The organism is Rathayibacter sp. Leaf299 (genome assembly GCF_001423055.1).
In the GTDB taxonomy this organism is placed as follows: domain Bacteria; phylum Actinomycetota; class Actinomycetes; order Actinomycetales; family Microbacteriaceae; genus Rathayibacter; species Rathayibacter caricis.
On sequence record NZ_LMNT01000002.1, the window covers coordinates 138,265 to 159,741 of the forward strand.

Sequence of the window (21,477 nt, forward strand, 5' to 3'; positions counted from 1 at the left end):
ACTCGCGCTCCAGTACGACGACTTTCGAGGAGTGGGTCGCCCCTCAGCCCGCGTGGTGCCGGCCGATCGGCAGCACCAGCGGCGTGCGCGAGACCGGGTCCTCGATGATCCGCGACTCCATCCCGAACACCGCGCGCACGACCTCCGAGGTCACGACCTCGGCCGGAGTCCCCGAGGCGTACAGCGCGCCGGCGCGCACCGCGAACAGGTGGTCCGCGTAGCGCGCCGCGAGGTTCAGGTCGTGCAGAACGATCACGATCGTCGTGCCGCGGGTGCGGTTGAGGTCGGTGAGCAGGTCGAGCACCTCGATCTGGTGGGAGACGTCGAGGTAGGTGGTCGGCTCGTCCAGCAGGAGCACGTCGGTGCGCTGCGCGAGGGCCAGGGCGATCCAGACGCGCTGGCGCTGGCCGCCCGAGAGCTCGTCGACCGGGCGGTCGGCGATCTCGAGGGTGCCGGTGGCGCGCAGGGCGTCCTCGACGATCGCGTCGTCGTCGGCGGAGGAGCCCCGGCCGAACCAGCCGCGGTGCGGGTAGCGGCCGCGGGCGACCAGATCCGACACCGCGATGCCCTCGGGGGCGATCGGGGTCTGCGGCAGCAGCCCCACCTGCGTCGCGACCTGCTTGGTCGGCAGCGTGTGGATCGCCTGCCCGTCGAGCAGGACGGCTCCGGTCCGCGGAGTGATCAGCCGCGCCATCGCGCGCAGGAGCGTCGACTTGCCGCAGGCGTTCGCACCGACGATCACGCTGATCGCGCCGGTGGGCACGTCGAGCGAGAGGCCGTCGACGACGACGCGCTCGTCGTAGGCGAGCGTGACGGCATCGACCGCGAGCGTGCGGTGCGCCGAGACGGAGCCCGCAGAGACGGAGGAGGCCCCCGCGGCGGACGGGGCGGGCGTGGTCGATGCGGTCACAGAGTGCCTCCGGTGCGGTTGCGGCGGGCGAGGAGCCAGAGCAGGAACGGGGCGCCGAGGGCACCCGTCACCACTCCGACGGGGAAGCGGGCGCCCGAGAAGGCGAGCCCCGCGACGTGCTGGGCGACGAGGTCTGCGGCGAGCACCACGACCACCCCGACGAGAGCGGAGGGGACGAGCAGGGACCGCGCATCCGGTAGGAGACGCCGCGCGATCGGCCCCGACACGAAGGCCACGAAGGCGATCGGGCCGGTGGCGGCGGTCGCGACGGCGACGAGCCCGACGGCCACGGCCAGCAGCGCGGCGCGGTCGCGGCCGACGGCGACGCCCAGGGCGGTGGCGGAGTCGTCGCCGAGCTGCAGCATCCGCAGCCGGCCCGAGAGCAGCAGCGCCAGCGGCACCAGCACGAGCATCGCCAGCGCGAGCGGCGGCACGCCCGGCCACAGCGCCTGGTTGAGACTGCCGGTCAGCCAGCGCAGCGACTCCTGCACGTCCTCGAAGTCGGCGCGCGTCTGCACGTAGGCGATCACGCTCTGGAACATCGCACCCACCCCGATGCCGATCAGGATCAGCCGCGCGCCCGCGACTCCGCCGCTGCCCGCCAGCCCGGCGATGACGAGCGCGGTCAGCAGGCCCGCGGTGACGGCGATCACCGAGACGGCCACGCCCGACAGTCCGAGGAACGCGATCGCGACGACGGCCGCGGCGCTCGCCCCGGACGTGATGCCGATGATGTCGGGGCTGGCGAGCGCGTTGCGCAGCAGCGTCTGGAAGATCACGCCGCCCATCCCGAAGCCCGTGCCGACCAGCACGGCCGTGATCGTGCGCGGCAGGCGCAGCGTGCCGACCGTGAAGGACGCTCCGGGAACGGTGTCGCCGAGGATCACCCGGACGACGTCGACGGGGGAGTAGACGGTGGTGCCGACGCTGAGCGACACGAGCACGAGCGCCAGGGCGAGGGTGGCGAGGACCGCGCAGCCGATCGCGGTGCGGCGGGCGCGCAGGCTCCGCCCGGCCACGATGCCGGGCGCGTCTCCGGGGGCGTTCCCGGACGAGCGGAGTGGCGTGGCCGCGCTCACAGGGCCTTCACCTTCGAGCGGCGCACGATCGCGATCAGCACGGGCGCTCCGATCAGGGCGGTGACGATGCCGACCTCGACGTCGCTGGGCCGCGCGACGACGCGCCCGACGACGTCGGCGGTGAGCAGGAGCAGGGCGCCGAGCAGGGCCGAGGCGGGGAGGAGCCACGCGTGCGCGGGCCCGGTCAGGCGGCGCGCGAGGTGCGGGACCACGAGGCCGATGAATCCGATGGGTCCCGCGACGGCGGTGGCGGCGCCGCACAGCAGCACGGCGGCGATGCCGGCGACCAGGCGGATGCGGCCGACGCGGCGGCCGAGGCCGGTCGCGAGGTCGTCGCCCAGCGCCAGGGCGTCGAGGCCGCGGGCGCTGGCGAGCGCGAGCAGCGCGCCGACGGCCAGGAACGGCAGGACCTGCAGGATCGCTCCGGTCTCGGCGCCGCCGACTCCGCCGACCTGCCAGAAGCGGAAGCGGTTGAGCGTCTCCTCCTGGGTGAGCAGCACGGCGCTGATCAGCGAGGTGAGCGCGGCGGCGGTCGCGGCGCCGGCGAGGGCGAGCTTGAGCGGGGTCGCTCCGTCGCGGCCGAGCGAGGCGACCGCGTAGACGAAGGCGCCCGCGGCGGCCGCGCCGAGGAACGCGAGCCAGATGTACTGCGGGAGGGTCGTCACTCCGAGGACCGAGATGCCCAGGACCACCGCGAGCGACGCCCCGGCGTTCAGCCCCAGGATGCCCGGGTCGGCGAGCGGGTTGCGCGTCATGCCCTGCATGACGGCGCCGGCCAGGCCCAGGGAGGCGCCGACCAGCAGGGCGAGCACGGTGCGCGGCACGCGGTTCTGCACCGCGGCGTCGACGATGGACGCCGGGTCGGGCGAGGTCAGCGCCGGCCAGACCTCGGCGAGCGGGATCTCGCGCGAGCCGAAGACCAGCGAGGCGATCGAGGCCAGGGCGAGCGCGACGACGACGGCGCCGAGCCAGAAGGGGCGCAGGCGCCGAGCGGCGCCCCGCCCGCGAGTGTCGTCGCGGGCGGGGCGCCGGGGAGGAGCGGAGGCGTCGGTGCTCACGACACCTTGTCGGCGGCCGCCGCGATCCCCGCCGTGTACTCGTCGAGACCCCACGGGATGCTCAGCAGGTTGGGCGAGGAGGTCGCCATCGCGAGGGACGAGCCGTCGGTGAGGACGTAGACCGAGCCGCGCGCGACGGCCGGGATCTTGGAGAGCAGCGGATCGGCCTGCAGGGCCGGGAGGGTGGTCTCGTCGCCGTAGACGATGAGCACGTCGGCGTCGAGCTGGTCGGCGTTCTCGGCGCTGAGGGTGCCGCTGAACGCCTCGGAGTCGCCCGAGAGCTCGACGATGCTGGGCGCGACCTCGAGGCCGAGGTCCTCGACGTACTTCACCCGCGCGTCGTTGGGCGTGTAGTAGGTGAAGGAGCTCGCGTCGGTGGGGTCGTACCAGCCGTAGGTGAAGGTGGTGCCCTCGAGCGAGGGGTGCTCGGCGACGGTCGCGGCGATCTCGTCCTCGACCTCGGCGACCTTCGCCTCGGCCTCGTCGGCGAGCCCGAGGGCGGCGCCGTCGAGCTTCGCGGAGTCCTGCCAGGTCGTGCCCCAGGCCAGGCCCGGGTAGGCCACGGTCGGGGCGATCTGCGACATCGTGTCGTAGTCCTGCTGCGAGATGCCGGAGTAGGCCGAGAGGATCACGTCGGGCGTCAGGTCGGCGATCGCCTCGAAGGGCACGCCGTCGGTCTCGTCGAAGAGCTCCGGAGTCTCGGCGCCGGCCGCATCGAGGGCCTCCTTCGTCCAGACCAGCAGTCCGTCGCCGTCCTCGTCGCCGTAGGAGGCGCGGGTGAAGCCGACCGGGGTGACGCCGAGCGCGAGCGCGACGTCCTGGTTGGTCCAGCTGGTGGCGACGACGCGGTCGGCCGACTCGACGGTGGTCTCGCCGAACGCGTGCTCGACGGTGACGGGGAAGCCGGCCGCGGACGGCGAGGCGTCGTCGGTGCCGGCGTCGGCGCCTCCGGAGCAGGCCGTGAGCAGCAGGGCGGTGAGGCCGAGCGAGGCGACGGCGGTGAGGCGGCGGGGGGTGCGGATGGCGGGCACGAGCGTCCTTCGGAGCGGGGGTCTGTGGATTGCGAAGGTAAGCCTAACCTCACCGTCGCGGAGTCGCCAGACGGCGGGCGGGGTTCGCCCCGGTCTCGCAGGAAGGGGGGTGCCCGGGTCGCGGGAGAGAGGAGTACTCGAAAGGGGGACATTGATAAGGGAGTGCCTAACCCTCGGAAATCCCCTTTCAGGGGGGTTAACCAGCGTCGGGAATTCACCCGTGTTTCGGGCATGATTCGGCCCTCAGGGAAACGCGGCCCTTCCGGGGGGCATGCGGGTGACAGATCCTCCGCTTGCTTATCGATTACTAGGACATCACTAGATTCGCAGCAACCCCATTCCCTTTCGGATACCGCCGGAGTTCTGTTGCCCCTCTCGTCTTCTTCCGCTGTCCCCCGCGATAGTCACAGGCCTTTCCGACGATCGCGGATCATCACCGCGCTCATCGCTCTTCTGGTGTCGGTGCTCGCCTTCGGCGGCCTCGCGCAGCCCGCCTGGGCCGCGACTCTGCAGCCCACCTATTCCACCCCCATCAGGGTGCAGGAGACGAGTGCGGACCTCACCTATTCGGGTTCTTGGACGAAGATGACCGGCGGTGACAGCGGCGGTGCGATCAAATACCTGAACAGCACCGGATACGTTCAATTCAAGTTCACCGGAACCGCCTTCCGCTGGGTCAGCCGCACGGGAGCGACGTCGGGAATCGCCAACGTCTATCTCGACGGAAAGCTTCTCGCCACGGTCGATCGGTACTCCTCGACGACCAAGTACCAGGTGCCGGTATTCACCAAGACAGGCCTTCCGGACACCGTGCACACGGTGAAGGTCTCGTACACGGGGAAGAAGAACAGCAAGGCGACGGGCGCCAATCTGATCATCGACGCGTTCGAGCTCGGCAAGGAGACTCCGCCCGCGACGCCGACGCCGACGCCGACCACCGCTCCGGTGGGCAGCACGTCGCCCACGCCCACGGCGACGCCGACGACCGCCCCGACGACGACTCCGACGACCGCCCCGGTGGTCGTGCCGGACTTCACGCCCGGGGCCTCTCCGATGCGCGTCGAGGACGGCCACGCGAAGCTCCGCTGGACGGGCACCTGGCGGTCGATGACCGGTGGCGACAGCGGCGGAGGGATCAAGTACCTCAACAGCGCCGGCCACGTCGAGTTCACCTTCGCGGGTACCGGCTTCACCTGGCTCAGCCGGATGACCGCGTCGGCGGGCATCGCGGACGTGATCATCGACGGGAAGCCGGCCGGCACCGCCGACCGCTACAGCTCGACGACCAAGTACCAGGTCCCGGTCTTCACGAAGACGGGCCTCGCGGACGGCGTCCACACGGTCAGGATCGCCTACACCGGCGCGAAGAACACGCGGGCCAGTGACGGCAACCTCGTCATCGACGCCTTCGACCTCGTCCGCACGGTCGCGGCGACGCCGACGCCGACGGCCACGGCCATCGCGACGCCGACCCCCACGCCCACGGCGACGGCGACGGCCGAGCCGACGCCCACGGCCACTCCGACGGCGACGCCGACCGCGACGCCCACGGCCACGCCGACCGCCACGCCGACCGCGACGCCGACGCCGACGGCGACCCCGACCGCGACGCCCACGGCCACGGCCACGCCGACCGCGACCCCGACCGAGACGCCCACGGCCACGCCCACGCCGACCGCCACGCCCACGGCGACGCCCACCGCGACCCCCACCGCGACGCCCGAGCCTGTCGCCGACTTCTCCCCCACCGGCAGCGACCCGCTGCGGGTCGAGGACGGCCACTCCAAGCTCTCCTACACCGGCAGCTGGCGGTCGATGACCGGCGGTGACAGCGGCGGAGGCATCAAGTACCTCAACAGCGCCGGCCACGTCGAGTTCACCTTCGACGGCACCGCGGTGACCTGGTTCAGCCGCACCACCGCGTCGGCCGGCATCGCGAACGTGTACATCGACGGAAAGCTCGTCAGCAGCGTCGACCGCTACAGCTCGACCACGAAGTACCAGGTGCCCGTCTTCACCAAGACCGGGCTCGCGGACGGCGTGCACACCGTGAAGATCGCCTACTCCGGATCGAAGAACGCGAGCGCGACCGACCGGAACCTCGTGATCGACGCCTTCGACCTGATCAAGACGGCTCCGACCCCGACGCCCACCCCCACCGCGCCGACCACCCCGACCGACTCGACGTTCCTGCCGACCGGCACGACGCCGACGTGGGTCGAGCAGACCAACGGCGACCTGGACTACTCCGGCTCGTGGCGCACCATGACCGGCGGCGACAGCGGCGGCAGCATCGGCTACCTCAACAGCGCCGGCAGCGTGCAGTTCACGTTCGTCGGAACCGCGTTCCGCTGGCTCAGCCGCACGACCCCCTCCTCCGGGATCGCGGACGTGTACATCGACGGGACGCGCGTCGCCTCCGTCGACCGGTACAGCTCCTCCACGAAGTACCAGGTGCCCGTCTTCGAGCGCTCCGACCTCGACGACACGATGCACACCGTGAAGATCGCGTACACGGGTCGGAAGAACTCGGCCTCGAGCGACAAGAACCTGATCATCGACGCCTTCGAGCTGGCCGGCGACGGTCTGGCCGTCGGCGGGGTCGAGGCGTTCCCCCTGGTCGAGGGCTACGTCCTGGGCTGGAACGCTCCGTTCTCCTCGGACGTCGTCTCCTACGAGGTGCACCGCTCCGACGGATCCACGGACGAGACGATCGCCTCGGTCACCGACCCGGTGCGCCAGTACCGCGACGAGAGCGCGGCGCTCGGAGTGCCCTACTCCTACTGGATCACCGCCCGCGACAGCGACGGCCGCCTGTCGACCGTCACCGAGCCGGCCACCGTCACCGCCGAGCAGATGAGCACCCGCGCGACGCTGCAGGCCGCCTTCGACTGCCCGACGCCCACCAAGACGGTGCGGACCGCCGCCGAGCTGAACACCGCTCTGATCGGCGCCCGCCCCGGCGACGTGATCGGACTCGAGGACGGCGTCTACGTCGGCAAGTTCGCCCTGAGGTCGATCCCGGCCAGCAGCGAGGGCGTCTGGCTCTGCGGTTCGCCGAACGCCGTGCTCACCAGCGGCAGCACGGGCTCGGGAACGGCCCTGATCCTCAACAGCGCCGACGACGTCCACCTCGTCGGCTTCTCCGTCAAGAACTCGTTCCAGGGCATCCACGTGCTGGCGAGCAAGGGCGTGCAGATGGCCGGCCTGACCGTCACCGAGATCGGCTACGAGGGCGTGCACTTCCGCAACCAGACGACCGACTCGCTCATCGTCGGCTCGACGATCACCCGCACCGGAGTGGTCACCGCCACCTACGGCGAGGGCGTCTACGTGGGCACCTCCGACCGCAACTGGTGCGAGTACAACGGCTGCGACCCCGACCGGACCGACCGCATCGCCGTCATGGACAACGTGATCAGCAACGCGGGATCGGATCCGATCGAGGCGAAGGAGGGCACCCGCGACGGCTGGATCATCGGCAACGTGGTCACCGGCACCAGCCGGACGGCGTCCGACGTGAATTCGCTGATCATGCTCTCGGGCACGAAGTGGATCGCGGCCGGCAACACGGTCGTGAACCCGCGCACGTACGGAGTGTCGATCATCACCCGCGCCGACGGCTCCGGCAACGGCAACGTCGTCACCGCGAACCGCGTCTCGAACGCCCCCGCCTACCCGGTCTACGTGCACCAGCCGTCGACGTGGTCGACCTGGGGCAACGTCGCGAGCTGCTCGAACTCGGGCGGCAGCCCGATCAGCAACGTGGCCTGCACGAGGTAGCCCGGCGCTCAGGCGCAGGAACGGCCGGTGCCGCGGATCTCCGCGGGGCCGGCCGTTCCGCGTTGCCGGGGGTCGGCGTCCGTCGTCCGATGGCGCGAGTCGTCGCGGAAGGGGCTCCGGGGCGTCACGAGGCCCCGGATCGAGTCCACTCGCGAGCGTCCGGCGGCGCGACTCGACGCGAAGCGGGCCTTCGAGAGATGTCCCAGCCCGTTCCGCGGCGACTCGCGCGAGCGGTGCGCCGGGCCGGAAGCGCCGCTCCGGGTCAGGCGCCGGTGCGGCGGATCGCGACCACGGTCACGTCGTCGGGCGGCGTGCCGTCGGCGGCCAGGCGCGTGACGCGCGCCACGGCGGCGGAGGCGCTCGGCTCGCCGGCCGTCGCGGTGTCCGCCACGCGGGTCAGCGAGTCCAGGGTCCCGTCGAAGAGGTCGAGCACTCCGTCGCTGCAGACGAGCAGGAGGTCGCCGGGAGCGAGGCGGACGCTGCTGGTGCGCCACTCCTGCGTGCCCAGCGCGCCGAGCGGCAGATTGTGCGACGGGATCCGCTCGCGGGAGCCGTCGGCCCGGCAGACGATGCCCAGGCCGTGACCGGCGTCGACGGAGGTGATCGCTCCGGTGGCCGCGTCGAGCCGCAGGTGCAGCAGGGTCACGAAGGCCTCGTTCGCCTCGAGGTCCGCCTCGACGGCCCGGTCGACCGCGGCCAGCGTGCGGCCGGGGTCGTGCGAGGGGAGGGCCACGCGGAGCGACGCGCGCACGGTGGCGGCGATCATCGCGGCTCCGACGCCCTTGCCCATCACGTCGGCCAGCGTCACCACGAGGCCGTCCTCGGTGCGCTGCCAGTCGAAGAAGTCGCCGCTGACCGCTCCGCTGGGCACGCACGCACCGGCGACCTCGTAGCCGGGGAGGTCCGGGACGGACTTGGGCTGCAGACGCCGCTGCACCCCTCCTCCGTCGGCGAGCTCCTGCCGCGAGCGCGCGGCCCGGGCCGAGAGCACCTTGGCGACCTGCTCGCCGCTGAGCGACGCCATGCTGAACGACACCACCACGAGGAGGATCAGCGTGATCAGAGTGGTCGACGGCGTGCCGAACCAGGTGGTGAAGAGGTCGCTCCGCGGTCCGGCCGCGAGGAACGCGACGAGCCGCGCCGCGTAGTAGACCGCGAGGGCCCCGGAGGAGAGCAGCAGCGGCCAGCGGGTGCGCGAGTGCCCGGCGTCCAGCAGTGCGATCTCGCGGGTCGACAGTCCGATGAGCGACGCCATCAGAGCGAGGTACAGCGGGCCTCCGGACCAGTCGTTCACAGCCGGCGAGTCGGCGCTCGACACGGCCGTGACCAGCACGGCGGGGCCGACGACGAGCCACCACGGAGTGGGCCTCGTGCGCAGCGAACGGCTGCCCATCCACACGCAGCCGGCGCCGGCCACGATCAGTCCGTTGCCCAGCGGATTCGCCCACACCTGATCCGGAGTGAAGTCGCGGAGGTAGGCGAGCGAGCCGGCCATGAAGAGGGCGAGCCCGGCGCACCACCAGAAGCTGAAGGCCGAGCGGGTCGTGCGGAACGTGACGAAGGCGAACAGGAGGAACAGCGTGAGCGTGGTGACCCCGAAAGCGACTCGGAGGGTCGTGGCGTCGAGCAAGGCGGGTCCCGTGGTCCTTCCGTCAGACCGAGCGGTGAGCCGGTCAGCAGCCCCCCTGACAGGGATCCTTCCACGAGATGCGAGGCCCCTCGCATGCCTGATCCGAGGCCTCGCCCGCCATGCCGCGGCGCAGTGCCGCCCAGTCACCCTCAAGGGGGGTCTGCGGAGGAGCGGGAGGCCGCCCGCGACGGCTGCTCGAGCGTCCTCAGGGCTCAGCTGAGCCGCATGCTCATCACGGTGCGCGCGGGAAGGTCGCCGCCGAGGTCGTCCGCCGCGCGCTGCATGCCGATCTTCCGAGCGACCTGCTCCGAGGCGCGGTTGTCGGGGTGGAGGATCGCCACCAGCGTCTCCGTCGCGATGCTCGTCCGCGCGAGATCGCGGCACGCGGCCGCCGCCTCCGTCGCCAGACCTCGACCCTGGAGGGCGGTACGCACGTGATAGCCGACCTCGAGCTCAGGCGTCCCGTTCACGTCCTGCCAGGTGAGGCCGCAGTCGCCGACGAACTCCCCGTCGCGGGTCTCCACGATCCACAGGCCGAACCCGTGCTCCGCGTAGTTGCGGAGGTTCCAGGCGATCCACTCCCGGGCTCCGTCGCGGGTCTTCGGAGCGGGGTAGTACGTCATCACATCGGGATCGCCGAGGAGGGCGGCCAGATCGTCGAGGTCGTCGAGGCGCATCTCGCGGAAGCGCAGTCGATCGGTCGGAGCCGGGAGCATGCTCCACGGTAACCGCGCGAGTCCGCTCTCAGCCGAAACTGTGGACGGTGCAGCGGGCGAGCAGCTAGCCCTGCTGGCGGCGACGGACGAACTCGTCCATCACGGGAACGGTGAAGGCGACCAGCCCTCTGTCCGGCGCGTAGATGATGCCCTTCTCGATCAGAGACTGACGCGTGGGGCTGAGTCGGCTGGGCTTCGCGCCCAACCGTTCCGCCAGCTCGGTGGTCGACGAGGGGACTCCTGCGTCGACCGCCATTGCGGCGAGGTAGTTCCGCTCGGCAGGAGTGGCACGGTCCCATCGGGCCGGGAAGAAGCCCATGTCGAGGTCCTCGTTCCCTCGGGACAGTGCTCCACGGGCGTCGTCCAGCGTGATCCGTCGTCCGAACCCGAGATCCCAGGCAGCCTGACCGTATGTCTGCAGGAAGTACGGGTAGCCGCGGGACGAAGCGACGAGAAGATCCGCCGCGTCCTCGTCGTAGGCGGCGCCGAGCACCCGCGCGGGGTCGACGAGGGCTCGTCTCGCGGCGGTGTCGTTCAGCGGGCCGATCTCGCGGTAGTTGAACAGTCGCTCGGCGTACGACCGGGCTGCGCTGAGCCTGGAGGGGAGGGTCGGAAGACCTGCGCCCGTGACGTAGAAGGGCCACTCCCGTTGTCCCGCGCGGTGCTGAACGGCGACGATCGCCGTCATCAGTTCGTCGTCGAGATCCTGCATCTCGTCGATGAACAGACCGAAGGCGATCTGGCGCTCGTGCAACGCAGGCACCAGATCCTCGACGAGCTCGAGAAGGTCCACATCGATCCGGCCCGAGTCGGCGCGGCCCTTCGCAGGATCGACTCCGACCTCGAAGCCGATGTCCCCGAGTCGAGCGCTGAAGGACCGGATCGTGCCGAGGGCGCGATGGACCGCCTCGCTCATCCCACGACCTCGATACAGGCGGCGCGCGGCGAGCGAGATCTCTCGTCCGAGAGTGCGCCGTGCGGCTTCCCGACCGGATTCCGACGCCTGCGCCTCGATGTCGACCAGCAGCCACTCGGCGCGCTCCGCCTGAGAGCGGAAGGTGTTGAGCAGCACGGTCTTGCCCACGCCCCGGAGGCCGTGCAGGACGAGACCGCGGCTGTGCCGACCTGCTCGCGAGCGGGCGATGAGCAGATCGAACGCATCGATCTCGATCTCACGTCCGACGAGGGCAGGCGGCTGCAGGCCGGATCCGGGTGCGTAGGGGTTGAGTGCCGGTTCCATCTATCACAATCTAGCGCTGTCTAAAAAAAACACTAGATAGCAGTAGAAAATCCTAGAGAGCCGGCGCGACGTGCACCGCAGCGGTGGAGCCGAGGCGGAGCGGTGCTGGTCCGTTCCGGTGACCGCTAGCCTCCGTGCATGAATGATCGGACTTCCCTCACCGCGTATACCGCGGCTCTGCTGGTCGTCGGCGTGCTGCTGATCGTCGTGGCGTCGCTCACGCTCGGCTCCGTGGGAGGCGCCGCGATGCTCGCGTTCGGTACTGCCGCCGTGGCGGCGGGGCTCGTGCTCGTCGGGCTGCGGCTGTCCGGTCGCTGACCACGGGTGAGCAGCTGACGACGGAGCTGTCCCGGGCGTCGGTGGGTCTCGATACGCCCCTGCGGAGCTACTCGACCAGCGAGCATTCCCTGCTGATCGGGCGCCTCCGGTCGGGGAGCGCCTCGCTGATCGAGTAGCCCGCGGAGCGGGCGTATCGAGATCCGCGTGCGCCGGGCGGCGGTCAGCGGGGGAGGCGGAGGAGCTGGTGCCTCCGCTCGCGCTCGAGGAGGTCGGCGCGCTCGCGGCGGAGGGCGACGACGTCGGCGTGGCTGAGGGGGAGGCGGCGTTCGCGTCGGCTCCACGCGACGAGCGCGACTCCGACCCGCAGGGCGAGGCGGTCGAGCAGGTCGGCGGACCGGCGGTGAGGGGGAGAGGCGTACCGGGTCGCCCCGAGTGCGGTGTTCATGAGGGTGTCCTTGTCGTGCAGGCGCGCGGGCGCGCCGAAGAGCGCCGCGAGGGCGCGAGGAGGAGCGCGCTCGAGGGCGCGCGGAGGCACCGCCGCCAAGGCGGTGCGGGACCCGCGTGGGTCCGGGACGGGACGACGATCCGCGCGGGGGACCCGCGGGACCGGGAGCTTCTCGAGCGTCGTCACCGTCTGAGCGATGACGAGCGGGAGGCTCGACCGGTCAGGCGGAGTGGACGCCGGAGAAGCCGGCGGTGATGTGCGCGATGTGCGGCATGCTCGGCTCCTTTCGTGGGTTCGGCTCCGTCGACCGTAGCGGGACCGGTGCGGACCTGGCAAGAGCCTGTGAGCGACGGATCGTCGATCCGCTCGAGCCCGGCTCGCGGGAACACGTTCGGCTCGCAGGATCCTGCGGCTCGGACGAGCCGAACAGGATCCTGCGAGCCGGAGGTGGAGCGCGGCGTCAGCGGGACAGGGGCGTCAGCGCGCGGGGCGTGTACCGCACCGGCGGGAACGCCGTCCGCACGATCGCGCGGAGCGACTCCAGAGAGCCGGTGACGAGACCCTGCGCCCGCGCCTGCACCAGGATGTTGCCGATCGCGGTCGCCTCGACGGGCCCGGCGAGCACGGTGCGGCCCGTGCGGTCCGCGGTCAGCTGGCAGAGCAGCTCGTTCTGCGAGCCTCCGCCGACCACGTGCACCGCGTCGATCCGCACGCCCGAGAGGGCCGAGGCCTGCTCGAGCGTCACGGCGTAGGCCTCGGCGAGCGACTCGAGGATCGACCGCACGAACTCCGCGCGGGTGCGCGGCTGCTCCAGACCGTTCTCGACGCACCACTCCACGATGCGGCCAGGGATGTTGCCCGGGGCGACGAAGCGCTCGTCGGCCGCGTCGAACGTGGTGATGCGCCCGCGGATCGCGGCGGCCTCGGCGAGCAGGAGCGGCAGCTCGATGCTCTCGCCCGACTGCTTCTCCCAGGTGCGGATGGATTCGGACAGCAGCCACAGACCCGAGACGTTCTTCAGGTAGCGGATGCGCCCGTCGACGCCGCCCTCGTTGGTGAAGTTGGCGGCCCGACCCTCCAGCGAGACCACCGGCTTCTCGAGTTCGACGCCGACGAGCGACCAGGTTCCGCTCGAGATGTACGCCACGTGATCGTCGGTCGAGGGCACCGCGACGACGGCCGAGGCCGTGTCGTGGGAGCCGACGGCGACGACGCTCAGGCTCTCCGGGGCGCCGAGATCGGCGGCGACGGAGGGCAGGAGCGAGCCGAGCCGGGAGCCCGGCTCGATCAGCGGCGCGAGGATCCCGCGCGGAAGGTCGAGGCGCGTGAGGAGGTCGTCGTCCCACGCGCGGGTGTGCGGGCTCAGCAGGCCCGTGGTCGAGGCGTTCGTGATCTCGGTCGCCGCGACTCCGGTCAGCCAGTAGCTGATGAGGTCGGGCACGAGCAGCGCCTGATCGGCCAGCGCGAGCACGTCGCGCTCGGCCGCGAACTGGAACAGCGTGTTGAACGGCAGGTGCTGCAGGCCGTTCCGCTGGTAGAGCTCCTCCGCGCCTATGCGGGAGTGCACGTCGGCCACGCCGCGCGCCGTCCGCTCGTCGCGGTAGTGGTAGGGAGCGCCGAGCATCCGGCCCTGACGCAGCAGCGCGTAGTCGACGGCCCACGAGTCGACGCCGATCGAGACGACCTCCGGCTCCTCGCGCAGGGCGTTCGTCAGCCCCGCGGTGAGCGAGCGGTACAGCTCCAGGATGTTCCAGTGCAGAGCGGAGGAGGCGCCCTCGTGGGTGCGCACCGGCTGGTTCGGGAACCGCGCGACGTGGCGCATCCGCAGCTCGTCGTGGCCGACGTAGCCGAGGATGACGCGCCCGCTGGTCGCCCCGAGGTCGACGGCGGCGACGGCCTTCATCGGAGGAACGCCGCCGCGACTCCAGCGTCAACAGGAACATGCAGCCCCGTCGTGTGCGAGAAGTCGGACGTGCAGAGCGCGAACACGGCGTTGGCCACGTTCTCGGGGACGACCTCGCGCTTGAGGATCGTGCGCTGCGCGTAGAACGCGCCCAGGTCCTCCTCCTCGATGCCGTAGGTCTTGGCGCGGTTCGCGCCCCAGCCCGAGGCGAAGATGCCGGAGCCGCGCACGACGCCGTCGGGGTTGATGCCGTTCACCTTGATGCCGTGCTCGCCGAGCTCGGCGGCCAGCAGGCGCACCTGGTGGGCCTGGTCGGCCTTGGTGGCCGAGTACGCGATGTTGTTCGGGCCGGCGAAGACCGAGTTCTTCGACGAGATGTAGATGATGTCGCCGCCGAGCTTCTGGTCGACGAGCACGCGGGCCGCGGCCTTCGAGACGAGGAACGAGCCCTTCGCCATCACGTTGTGCTGCAGGTCCCAGTCGGCGACGGTGGTGTCGAAGAGCGACTTCGAGAGCGAGAGGCCCGCGTTGTTGACGACGAGGTCGAGCCCGCCGAAGGCGAGCACGGTGGCGTCGATCGCGGCCTGCACGGCGGCCTCGTCCGAGACGTTCGCGGCGAGTCCGATCGCGACGTCCGTCGATCCGAGCTCGGCCGCGGCGGCCTGCGCCTTGGCGAGGTCGAGGTCGGCGATGACGACGCAGGCGCCCTCGGCGGCCAGGCGCGTGGCGATGGCCTTGCCGATGCCGGAGGCGGCGCCGGTCACGAGCGCGATGCGGGAGGCGAGCGGCTTGGGCTTCGGCATCCGCTGCAGCTTCGCCTCCTCGAGCGCCCAGTACTCGATGCGGAACTTCTCGGCCTCGTCGATGGGCGCGTAGGTCGAGATGGCCTCGGCGCCGCGCATCACGTTGATGGCGTTGACGTAGAACTCACCGGCCACGCGGGCGGTCTGCTTGTTCGCTCCGTACGAGAACATGCCCACGCCCGGCACGAGGACGATCAGCGGGTCGGCGCCGCGGATCGCGGGGCTCTCGGGCGTCGCGTGCGCGTCGTAGTACGCCTGGTAGTCGGCGCGGTACGCCTCGTGCAGCGCGGGGAGGCGCTCGAGGATCTCCTCGACGGAGGCGGTCGACGGCAGGTCGACGAGCAGCGGCTTCACCTTGGTGCGGAGGAAGTGGTCGGGGCAGGAGGTGCCGAGCGCGGCCAGGCGCGGGTGCTCGGTGCTCGCGAGGAAGTCGAGCACCTCGGGGGAGTCGGTGAAGTGGCCGACCCGGGGGCTGTCGTGCGAGGCGATCGCGCGCAGGTGCGGGGCGAGGGCGGCGGCCTTGGCGCGGCGCTCCTCCTCGGGCAGCGCGGCGAAGCCGTCGAGGGCGGGGCCGAAGGGCTCCGGAGCGCCGTGCTCGGCGATGTAGGCGGCCGCGGTCTCGATGATGCGGAGCGAGTTCGCCTCCGCCTCCTCGCTCGTGTCGCCCCAGGCGGTGATGCCGTGGCCGCCGAGGATCGCGCCGATCACTCCGGGGTTCGCGTCCTTGATGGCGGCGATGTCGAGGCCGAGCTGGAAGCCGGGGCGGCGCCACGGGACCCAGGCGACGGTGCCGCCGAAGGCCTCGGCGGTGAGCCGCTCGCCGTCGGCGGCGGTCGCGAAGGCGATGCCGGAGTCGGGGTGCAGGTGGTCGACGTGCGCGGCGTCGACGAGGCCGTGCATGGCGGTGTCGATCGAGGGGGCGGCGCCGCCCTTGCCGTGCAGCGTGTAGTCGAAGGCGGCGACCATCTCGTCCTCGCGGTCGAGGCCGGGGTAGACGTTCACGAGCGCGCGGAGGCGGTCGAGGCGGAGGACCGCGAGGCCGGACTCTGTCAGGGTGCCGAGGTCTCCTCCGGAGCCCTTGACCCAGAGCAGCTCGACGGGCTCTCCGGTGACGGGATCGGTCTCGACACCCTTCGCGGAGGTGTTGCCTCCCGCGTAGTTCGTGTTCTCCGGATCGGCGCCGAGGCGGTTGGAGCGGGCGATGAGCTCCGCGGCGGTCGAGGACGAGGCCATGACTTCTCCGTCTGATTGAACGAACTTGTTAAGTGTTACAGAAGCTAACAGGGTGCGAGGGTGCGGTCAATGACGGGATCGCGAACAGCGGTCGACGGCTCTCGACACGAGAGTTGGCCGCCTCCGATCCTTCCGGTGATGATCGATTGTGATCGAAACGAGGTCGGACATCGGGTGCGCTCCCGCCCGACAGCCCTTCGGATTCCGCGGATCCATTGCCTCCGCGCCGCCCCCTCGGTAGGTTCGCTGTGGATCACTTCGCGACATCGCTGTCGCTACGTGCGCACTACACGCCAGAAGTGATCAGAACCATTCTCCTACTCAAAGACGAGGCCCCGAGATGTCGATCCTCCCCCGCCCGGACCGTTCACCCGGCCGCGACGCCCGCGCGTCGCGCCGACACCGAGGGGGTGGACGTCGACTGCTCGCGCTCGGAGCGCTCGGCGCGCTCCTCGGCACCGCCGTCGTCCCCGCTCCGTCGGCCGAGGCGGCTCCCACCGTCCAGGCCGTCTCGGTCACCGGTGCCGACGTCGCGGCCGCCGCTCAGAGCCGCAACGCCCTGACCTTCAAGGGCTTCGGGATCCTCTCGGCGAACTCGACCAGCGCGCTGCTGCTGGACTACAAGTCGCAGCAGCCCGAGAAGTACTGGGAACTGCTCGAGACGCTGTTCGGCGGAGCGCATCCGATCATGACCACGGTCAAGATCGAGATGGGCAACGACCGCAACACCTCGACCGGGCCCAACCCCTCCACGATGCGCTCGCGCGACGAGTACCCGAACGTGCTCCGCGAGCCCGGCTTCCAGCTCGCCGCCGACGCGCAGAAGGTCGCGGAGGGCGACGTTCACGTCAGCCTGCTCCGCTGGAGCCGCCCCACGTGGGTGACGAGCGACGCGGACCAGTACGTCTGGTTCAAGAACTCGGTCCTCGCCGCGTACCGCGAGTACGGGGTCATGGTCGATTCGATCAACCCGGACACGAACGAGACCACGAACCCCAACCTGAACCTCTACAAGACGTTCTCGGGCTGGCTGCGAGGCGACACCACGGGCTACGTGAGCGCCAGCGCCGGCGACCCGAACAGCGGATTCGCCTCCGAGACCGAGAAGGACCTCTACCGCGCGATCAGGACCGTCGCGGCCGACACCGTCGGCACCCCGCCGACCTCGTTCGGCGACGCGCTCAACTCCACGACCGACTCCTCCCTCCGCGACGCGGTCGACGTCGTCGGGTTCCACTACTCCACCGCCGACGACGCCAACGGGAACCTGAAGAAGTTCGCGCAGACGTACGACAAGGAGATCTGGAACTCGGAGGGCCAGGCCACGTTCTCGAACTCGGCCGACCGCCCCAACAACACCAACGCCGACGGCCAGGGCGGCACCGGCACCGGCATGGGCGGGGGGAACGGCCCGCTCGAGATGAGCAACTGGGTCACCTCGGGCTTCGCCAAGTCGCTGCGGACGCTCAACATCTTCCAGCCCGCCATCGGCTCGTTCTACGACGGCTTCCAGTACTCCTCGAAGGAGCTCGTCAGCGCCCGCGACCCGTGGTCGGGCTGGCTCTACTACGACGGCGGACTCGCGGCCGTCGAGCAGTACACGCAGTTCGCCGAGCTCGGCTGGGAGAACGAGGACAACACCGCCGGCATCTGGCGCGGGATCCCGCAGGCCTCCGGCAGCGCCCTCGGCGGTGGCAACCCGCCCAGCGGCGCCTCGACCGGAGCATCCTCGTACACGACGCTCGCCGCTCCCGACGCGTCGGACTTCTCGACCGTGATGGTCAACGACAGCCCGTTCCCGAAGACCTACTCGATCACCGCGAGCGGTCTTCAGCTCGGGACCGACGCGACGATGGAGGTCTGGGAGACCCGTGCGGCGGACGCCGGCGAGGCCTACGACGCCAACTACGTCGTCCCCGTGCAGGAGCTCACCGCCGACGCGGGCGGCACCTACACGGTGACCGTGAAGCCGTGGTCGACCGCGACCGCGACGACGCTCGACCACGCCGCGGCGTCGGCCGACGGGTCGCTGACCGCGCGCGACGGCTACGGATCGCAGCTCCCGACCGCGCCGGAGTACACCGCTCCGGGTGGCGGCCGCGACGTCCTCGACACCGACGCGACCGGAGCCGTGAACGGCGTCACCACCGACGCGACCCTCTACGCCGACGACTTCGACTATTCCGGAGCGCCCGCGATCCAGGACTACGACCCCGCCACCGGTGCGCTGTCGCCGTCCGACGAGAGCTTCCTCGGCAGCCGCGGCGCGAAGACGAAGCCCGCGGGCACGCCGGCCGTGCAGCCCGAGGACGACGGAGCGATCCCGCGCTACACGAACGACACCAACGGCGCGTTCGAGTCCGTGGCCACCGGCGACCCGGCCCGCGACCGCGTGCTGCGCCAGCAGATCGGCACCGGCATGAACGGCAGCGCCTGGAACCAGGGCGACCCCAAGACCACCATCGGCGACTACCGCTGGGCGAACTACCGCGCCTCCGTCGACGTGCTGTTCGAGGCCGGAGGGACGCCCTACGCGACCCTCGGCGCCCGCGAGCAGGGCGGCACGGCCAACGGCTCGAACGTCTCGGCGGCCGAGCTGAAGGTGGACGCGACCGGCGCCTGGAGCCTGCTGCGCTACGGCACCGCCGTCGCCTCGGGCAGGGCCTCCGACACTCCGGCCACGGCCTTCAAGACGGGCACTGGAGTCTGGAACACGCTCGCGGTCCAGGTGGCCGGCAGCGTGTACACCGCGTACCTCAACGGCGTGCAGATCACGTCGTACACGGACGCGGCACCGCAGGCGGCCGGACGCGTGCAGCTCGGCTCCGCGTTCACCTTCACGCAGTTCGACGACCTGCGGATCGAGCGCGTCCCCGGATTCACGCCGTACTACACGACCGTGATCGACGGCATGCACCAGACCAGCTGGGCCGACGTCTCGACCCCGGTGCTGCGCTTCGACTCGAAGTGGACGCACGTGAACGGCCAGGGCATGTTCGAGTGGCAGCGCACCGCGTCCAAGAGCACGGGCCGGGGAGCGTCGCTGACCTACACCTTCACGGGAACGGGCATCGACGTGCTCGGCTCCAACGACGGCTCGGCCCGACTGGACGCGATCGTCGACGGCGTGCAGGTGGTCGCGAACGCGCCGACCTGGGCGGCCGGCAGCGAGCGCACGACCTTCACCCTCCGCGGCCTGCCCGCGGGGGAGCACACGGTGACCCTCCGCACGGCGAACGACGCGGTGCTGAACGTCGACGCCGTCGGCATCGTGCCGGCCGGCACCGACTCCGGCGCCGTCGACACCACCGCACTGCGCGCGGCCCTCGCCACCGCCGACGGGTTCGTGCAGTCGGAGTGGACCCCGCAGACGTGGGCGCCGTTCGCGAGCATCCGCGAGACGGCCCGCGCGGCCGTCGCCGGACCCGCCGCCGTCGGCCTCGACGCGGAGGGAGCGGCCGCGCAGGTCGCCCGTCTCGCCGACTCCGCCGCCCGGCTCGTTCCGGAGGGGGTCAGCAGCGACGTCCGCGACCTCGGTCTCGCGTCCCGCACCAAGGCCGAGGGGCTGCCGGCGACGCTGGTCGTCGACGGAGCCGAGCGGGCGATCACCTGGGACGCGAGCGCCGCGCAGGCGCTCGCCACCGCGGCCGAGCTCGGAACGGCCACCGTCACCGGACGCACCACCGAGAAGGTCGCCTCGACCGGCGTCTACCAGCGCGTCACCCTGGCGCTGCTCGTCACTCCGGCCGACCTGCGCTACTTCATCGACTCCGGCGCCACCGGCACGGGCACCCCCTCCGCGTACTCCGCGGTGAAGGCGGCCCAGCCGGGCGTCCTGAACGGCGCGGCCGACCAGAAGTGGGACGGCGCCACCGCCGGCAGCACCTGGGGCTACTCGACGACCTCCACCGGAGCCGTCGCCGGGGGCACCGCCGCCGACTGGGGGTCGTCCTACATCCCGGCCGATTTCAACCGGCCCGTCGTCTACCACCTGACCCTGCCCGCGGGCACGTACGAGGTCACGACGGTCCAGGCTCCCCGGCCCGGGCTCACGACGAACCTCGCGTCGACGGTCACCGTCGGCGGCACCGCGAAGCGGGTCACCGCGGTCTCGACGGGAGCGGCGACGCCGATCTCGCAGCAGGTGACGCTGACGGCCCCCGGAGTGGTGGACGTGGCTCTGGGCACGGACGGCACCTCGGGCTACAACGCGCGACTCGCCCTGGTGACCGTGCGCAGCGTGCCCCGCGACGTCGGGTTCCAGGGTGCGCTCAGCACCACGGCGGCCCTGCCCGCCACGGTCGTCCTCGACGGTGCGGCGACTCCGGTGACCTGGAGCGCCGACTCCGTCGCCGCGACCCGCACCCCCTACGAGGCGCTGACGGCCCGCGGCACCACCGCGGGCGGCGGCATCGTCGTCGCGAAGTTCGAGATCGTGCCCGACTCGCTCGTGTACTGGATCGACTCCGGCACCGCGGCGACCTCCTCGCCGCAGTACACCGCGGTGAGCGGGTCGGTTCCGAACCTCCGCAACGCCGTGTCGGACCGGGCCTCGACCGCCGCCGACCAGTGGGGCTACGTGGCCGACGGGACGCGCGTGAAGGCGGGCACGGACGTGAACGACAAGTACTCGACCGGGCTGTACCAGGACACGACGCTGCAGGTGTACCGACTGCCGCTCGAGGCCGGGACCTACACGCTCACGGGCGGGTTCACGGAGTGGTGGGGGCTGAACCGCACGCTCAACCACACGGTCGTGGTCGGCGGTCAGGAGCTGGCGAAGGGCAACGTGCCGCTCTCGGCCACCACGCCCCGACTCTCCGGAGACCTGACCTTCACGCTCGCGCAGGCGGGCACCGTGGAGTACCGGATCACGAACGAGGGGGCGGGGAGCGAGAAGCCCGTCGTCTCGTGGGTCGCGGTCGCGTCGGTCCCGTCGCCGCTGCCGGACCTGGGCCTGAAGGTCCAGAACCGGTGCGTCGCGGGCAAGGTCGTGCTGACGGTCACGGCGACGAACACGGCCGCCGTGCCGGTGGACGTCGCGATGACCACCGCGTTCGGTGCCAAGTCGTTCACGGCGGTCGCTCCGGGGAAGAGCGCGGTGGCGGCGCTGACGACGCGCTCGGCGAGCACCGCCGCGGGCACGGTCGGAGTCGCGGTCTCCGCGACCGTCGACGGCAAGCCCGTCACGAAGCAGCAGTCGATCGACTACCCGGCCTTCCGCTGCTGAGCGGGCGGCCCTGAGGGGGCGTCCCGGGGACCCGCGCCGTTCGCCGGCGGTGGGCCTCGGGGCGCCCCTTCGGCGGTGGTGGGTCTCGATACGCCCCTGCGGGGCTGCTCGACCAGCAGGCACGGGCTGCGCCGGGC

General features: G+C 71.5%; 13 protein-coding genes. 3 read left to right on the forward strand and 10 right to left on the reverse strand.

The features are described 5' to 3' along the window. Positions 1–43 precede the first annotated feature (43 nt). From ASF48_RS07945 to ASF48_RS07960, 4 genes are read right to left on the reverse strand one after another with little or no spacing between them, the layout of a single operon-like run. Positions 44–910 (reverse strand): ABC transporter ATP-binding protein, encoded by an 867-nt coding sequence (locus tag ASF48_RS07945; RefSeq protein ID WP_055789459.1) that lies wholly within the window; start codon positions 908–910, stop codon positions 44–46. Next, a complete protein-coding gene (locus tag ASF48_RS07950) occupies positions 907–1,989 on the reverse strand; it encodes a FecCD family ABC transporter permease (RefSeq protein ID WP_055789462.1) in 1,083 nt (360 codons plus the stop codon). Before ASF48_RS07950 ends, ASF48_RS07945 begins: the two co-directional genes overlap by 4 nt. Continuing rightward, on the reverse strand, positions 1,986–3,047 hold the full coding sequence (locus ASF48_RS07955; RefSeq protein ID WP_082481131.1) for an iron chelate uptake ABC transporter family permease subunit: 1,062 nt from the start codon (positions 3,045–3,047) through the stop codon (positions 1,986–1,988). The genes ASF48_RS07950 and ASF48_RS07955 overlap by 4 nt, the downstream gene beginning before the upstream one ends. Further along, positions 3,044–4,078, reverse strand: a complete 1,035-nt coding sequence (locus ASF48_RS07960) for an iron-siderophore ABC transporter substrate-binding protein (RefSeq protein ID WP_055789465.1) — start codon at positions 4,076–4,078, stop codon at positions 3,044–3,046. Before ASF48_RS07960 ends, ASF48_RS07955 begins: the two co-directional genes overlap by 4 nt. 456 nt (positions 4,079–4,534) lie before the next feature. Between ASF48_RS07960 and ASF48_RS19780 the strand changes: the two genes are divergently transcribed. Next, positions 4,535–7,861: a right-handed parallel beta-helix repeat-containing protein gene (locus ASF48_RS19780; RefSeq protein ID WP_055789468.1), complete on the forward strand. Its 3,327-nt coding sequence runs from the start codon at positions 4,535–4,537 to the stop codon at positions 7,859–7,861. Positions 7,862–8,123: 262 nt separating this feature from the next. Here the strand turns inward: ASF48_RS19780 and ASF48_RS07970 are convergent, their stop codons facing one another. The 3 genes from ASF48_RS07970 to ASF48_RS07980 form a co-directional block, all read right to left on the reverse strand. Further along, on the reverse strand, positions 8,124–9,491 hold the full coding sequence (locus tag ASF48_RS07970; RefSeq protein ID WP_055789471.1) for a PP2C family protein-serine/threonine phosphatase: 1,368 nt from the start codon (positions 9,489–9,491) through the stop codon (positions 8,124–8,126). A 212-nt stretch (positions 9,492–9,703) separates the two neighbouring features. Continuing rightward, on the reverse strand, positions 9,704–10,207 hold the full coding sequence (locus tag ASF48_RS07975; RefSeq protein ID WP_055789474.1) for a GNAT family N-acetyltransferase: 504 nt from the start codon (positions 10,205–10,207) through the stop codon (positions 9,704–9,706). 64 nt (positions 10,208–10,271) lie between these two features. Further along, positions 10,272–11,447 carry an AAA family ATPase gene (locus tag ASF48_RS07980; RefSeq protein WP_055789479.1) on the reverse strand — a complete coding sequence of 392 codons (1,176 nt, stop codon included), beginning with the start codon at positions 11,445–11,447 and terminating at the stop codon, positions 10,272–10,274. A gap of 138 nt (positions 11,448–11,585) precedes the next feature. Between ASF48_RS07980 and ASF48_RS19360 the strand changes: the two genes are divergently transcribed. Further along, positions 11,586–11,765, forward strand: a complete 180-nt coding sequence (locus tag ASF48_RS19360; RefSeq protein WP_157603104.1) for a hypothetical protein — start codon at positions 11,586–11,588, stop codon at positions 11,763–11,765. Between the two features lie 181 nt (positions 11,766–11,946). Here the strand turns inward: ASF48_RS19360 and ASF48_RS19365 are convergent, their stop codons facing one another. The 3 genes from ASF48_RS19365 to ASF48_RS07995 all read right to left on the reverse strand — a co-directional run bounded on the left by ASF48_RS19365 (position 11,947) and on the right by ASF48_RS07995 (position 16,110). Continuing rightward, on the reverse strand, positions 11,947–12,171 hold the full coding sequence (locus ASF48_RS19365) for a hypothetical protein (RefSeq protein WP_157603105.1): 225 nt from the start codon (positions 12,169–12,171) through the stop codon (positions 11,947–11,949). Positions 12,172–12,631: 460 nt separating this feature from the next. After that, a complete protein-coding gene (locus ASF48_RS07990) occupies positions 12,632–14,074 on the reverse strand; it encodes a rhamnulokinase (RefSeq protein WP_055789483.1) in 1,443 nt (480 codons plus the stop codon). Next, positions 14,071–16,110, reverse strand: coding sequence for a bifunctional rhamnulose-1-phosphate aldolase/short-chain dehydrogenase (locus ASF48_RS07995; protein ID WP_055789486.1), 2,040 nt, complete (start codon positions 16,108–16,110; stop codon positions 14,071–14,073). The genes ASF48_RS07990 and ASF48_RS07995 overlap by 4 nt, the downstream gene beginning before the upstream one ends. A gap of 340 nt (positions 16,111–16,450) precedes the next feature. Here ASF48_RS07995 and ASF48_RS08000 point away from each other — a divergent pair, with 340 nt between their 5' ends. After that, positions 16,451–21,340 carry a hypothetical protein gene (locus ASF48_RS08000; RefSeq protein ID WP_055789489.1) on the forward strand — a complete coding sequence of 1,630 codons (4,890 nt, stop codon included), beginning with the start codon at positions 16,451–16,453 and terminating at the stop codon, positions 21,338–21,340. Positions 21,341–21,477 lie beyond the last annotated feature (137 nt).

What these genes read in the sequence shown, in the direction of transcription:
- ASF48_RS07975 (WP_055789474.1), bottom strand. Translation starts at nt 10,207, where the DNA reads ATGCTCCCGGCTCCGACCGATCGACTGCGCTTCCGCGAGATGCGCCTC.
- ASF48_RS08000 (WP_055789489.1), top strand. Translation starts at nt 16,451, where the DNA reads ATGTCGATCCTCCCCCGCCCGGACCGTTCACCCGGCCGCGACGCCCGC.
- ASF48_RS19360 (WP_157603104.1), top strand. Translation starts at nt 11,586, where the DNA reads ATGAATGATCGGACTTCCCTCACCGCGTATACCGCGGCTCTGCTGGTC.
- ASF48_RS07995 (WP_055789486.1), bottom strand. Translation starts at nt 16,110, where the DNA reads ATGGCCTCGTCCTCGACCGCCGCGGAGCTCATCGCCCGCTCCAACCGC.
- ASF48_RS07980 (WP_055789479.1), bottom strand. Translation starts at nt 11,447, where the DNA reads ATGGAACCGGCACTCAACCCCTACGCACCCGGATCCGGCCTGCAGCCG.
- ASF48_RS07990 (WP_055789483.1), bottom strand. Translation starts at nt 14,074, where the DNA reads ATGAAGGCCGTCGCCGCCGTCGACCTCGGGGCGACCAGCGGGCGCGTC.
- ASF48_RS19365 (WP_157603105.1), bottom strand. Translation starts at nt 12,171, where the DNA reads ATGAACACCGCACTCGGGGCGACCCGGTACGCCTCTCCCCCTCACCGC.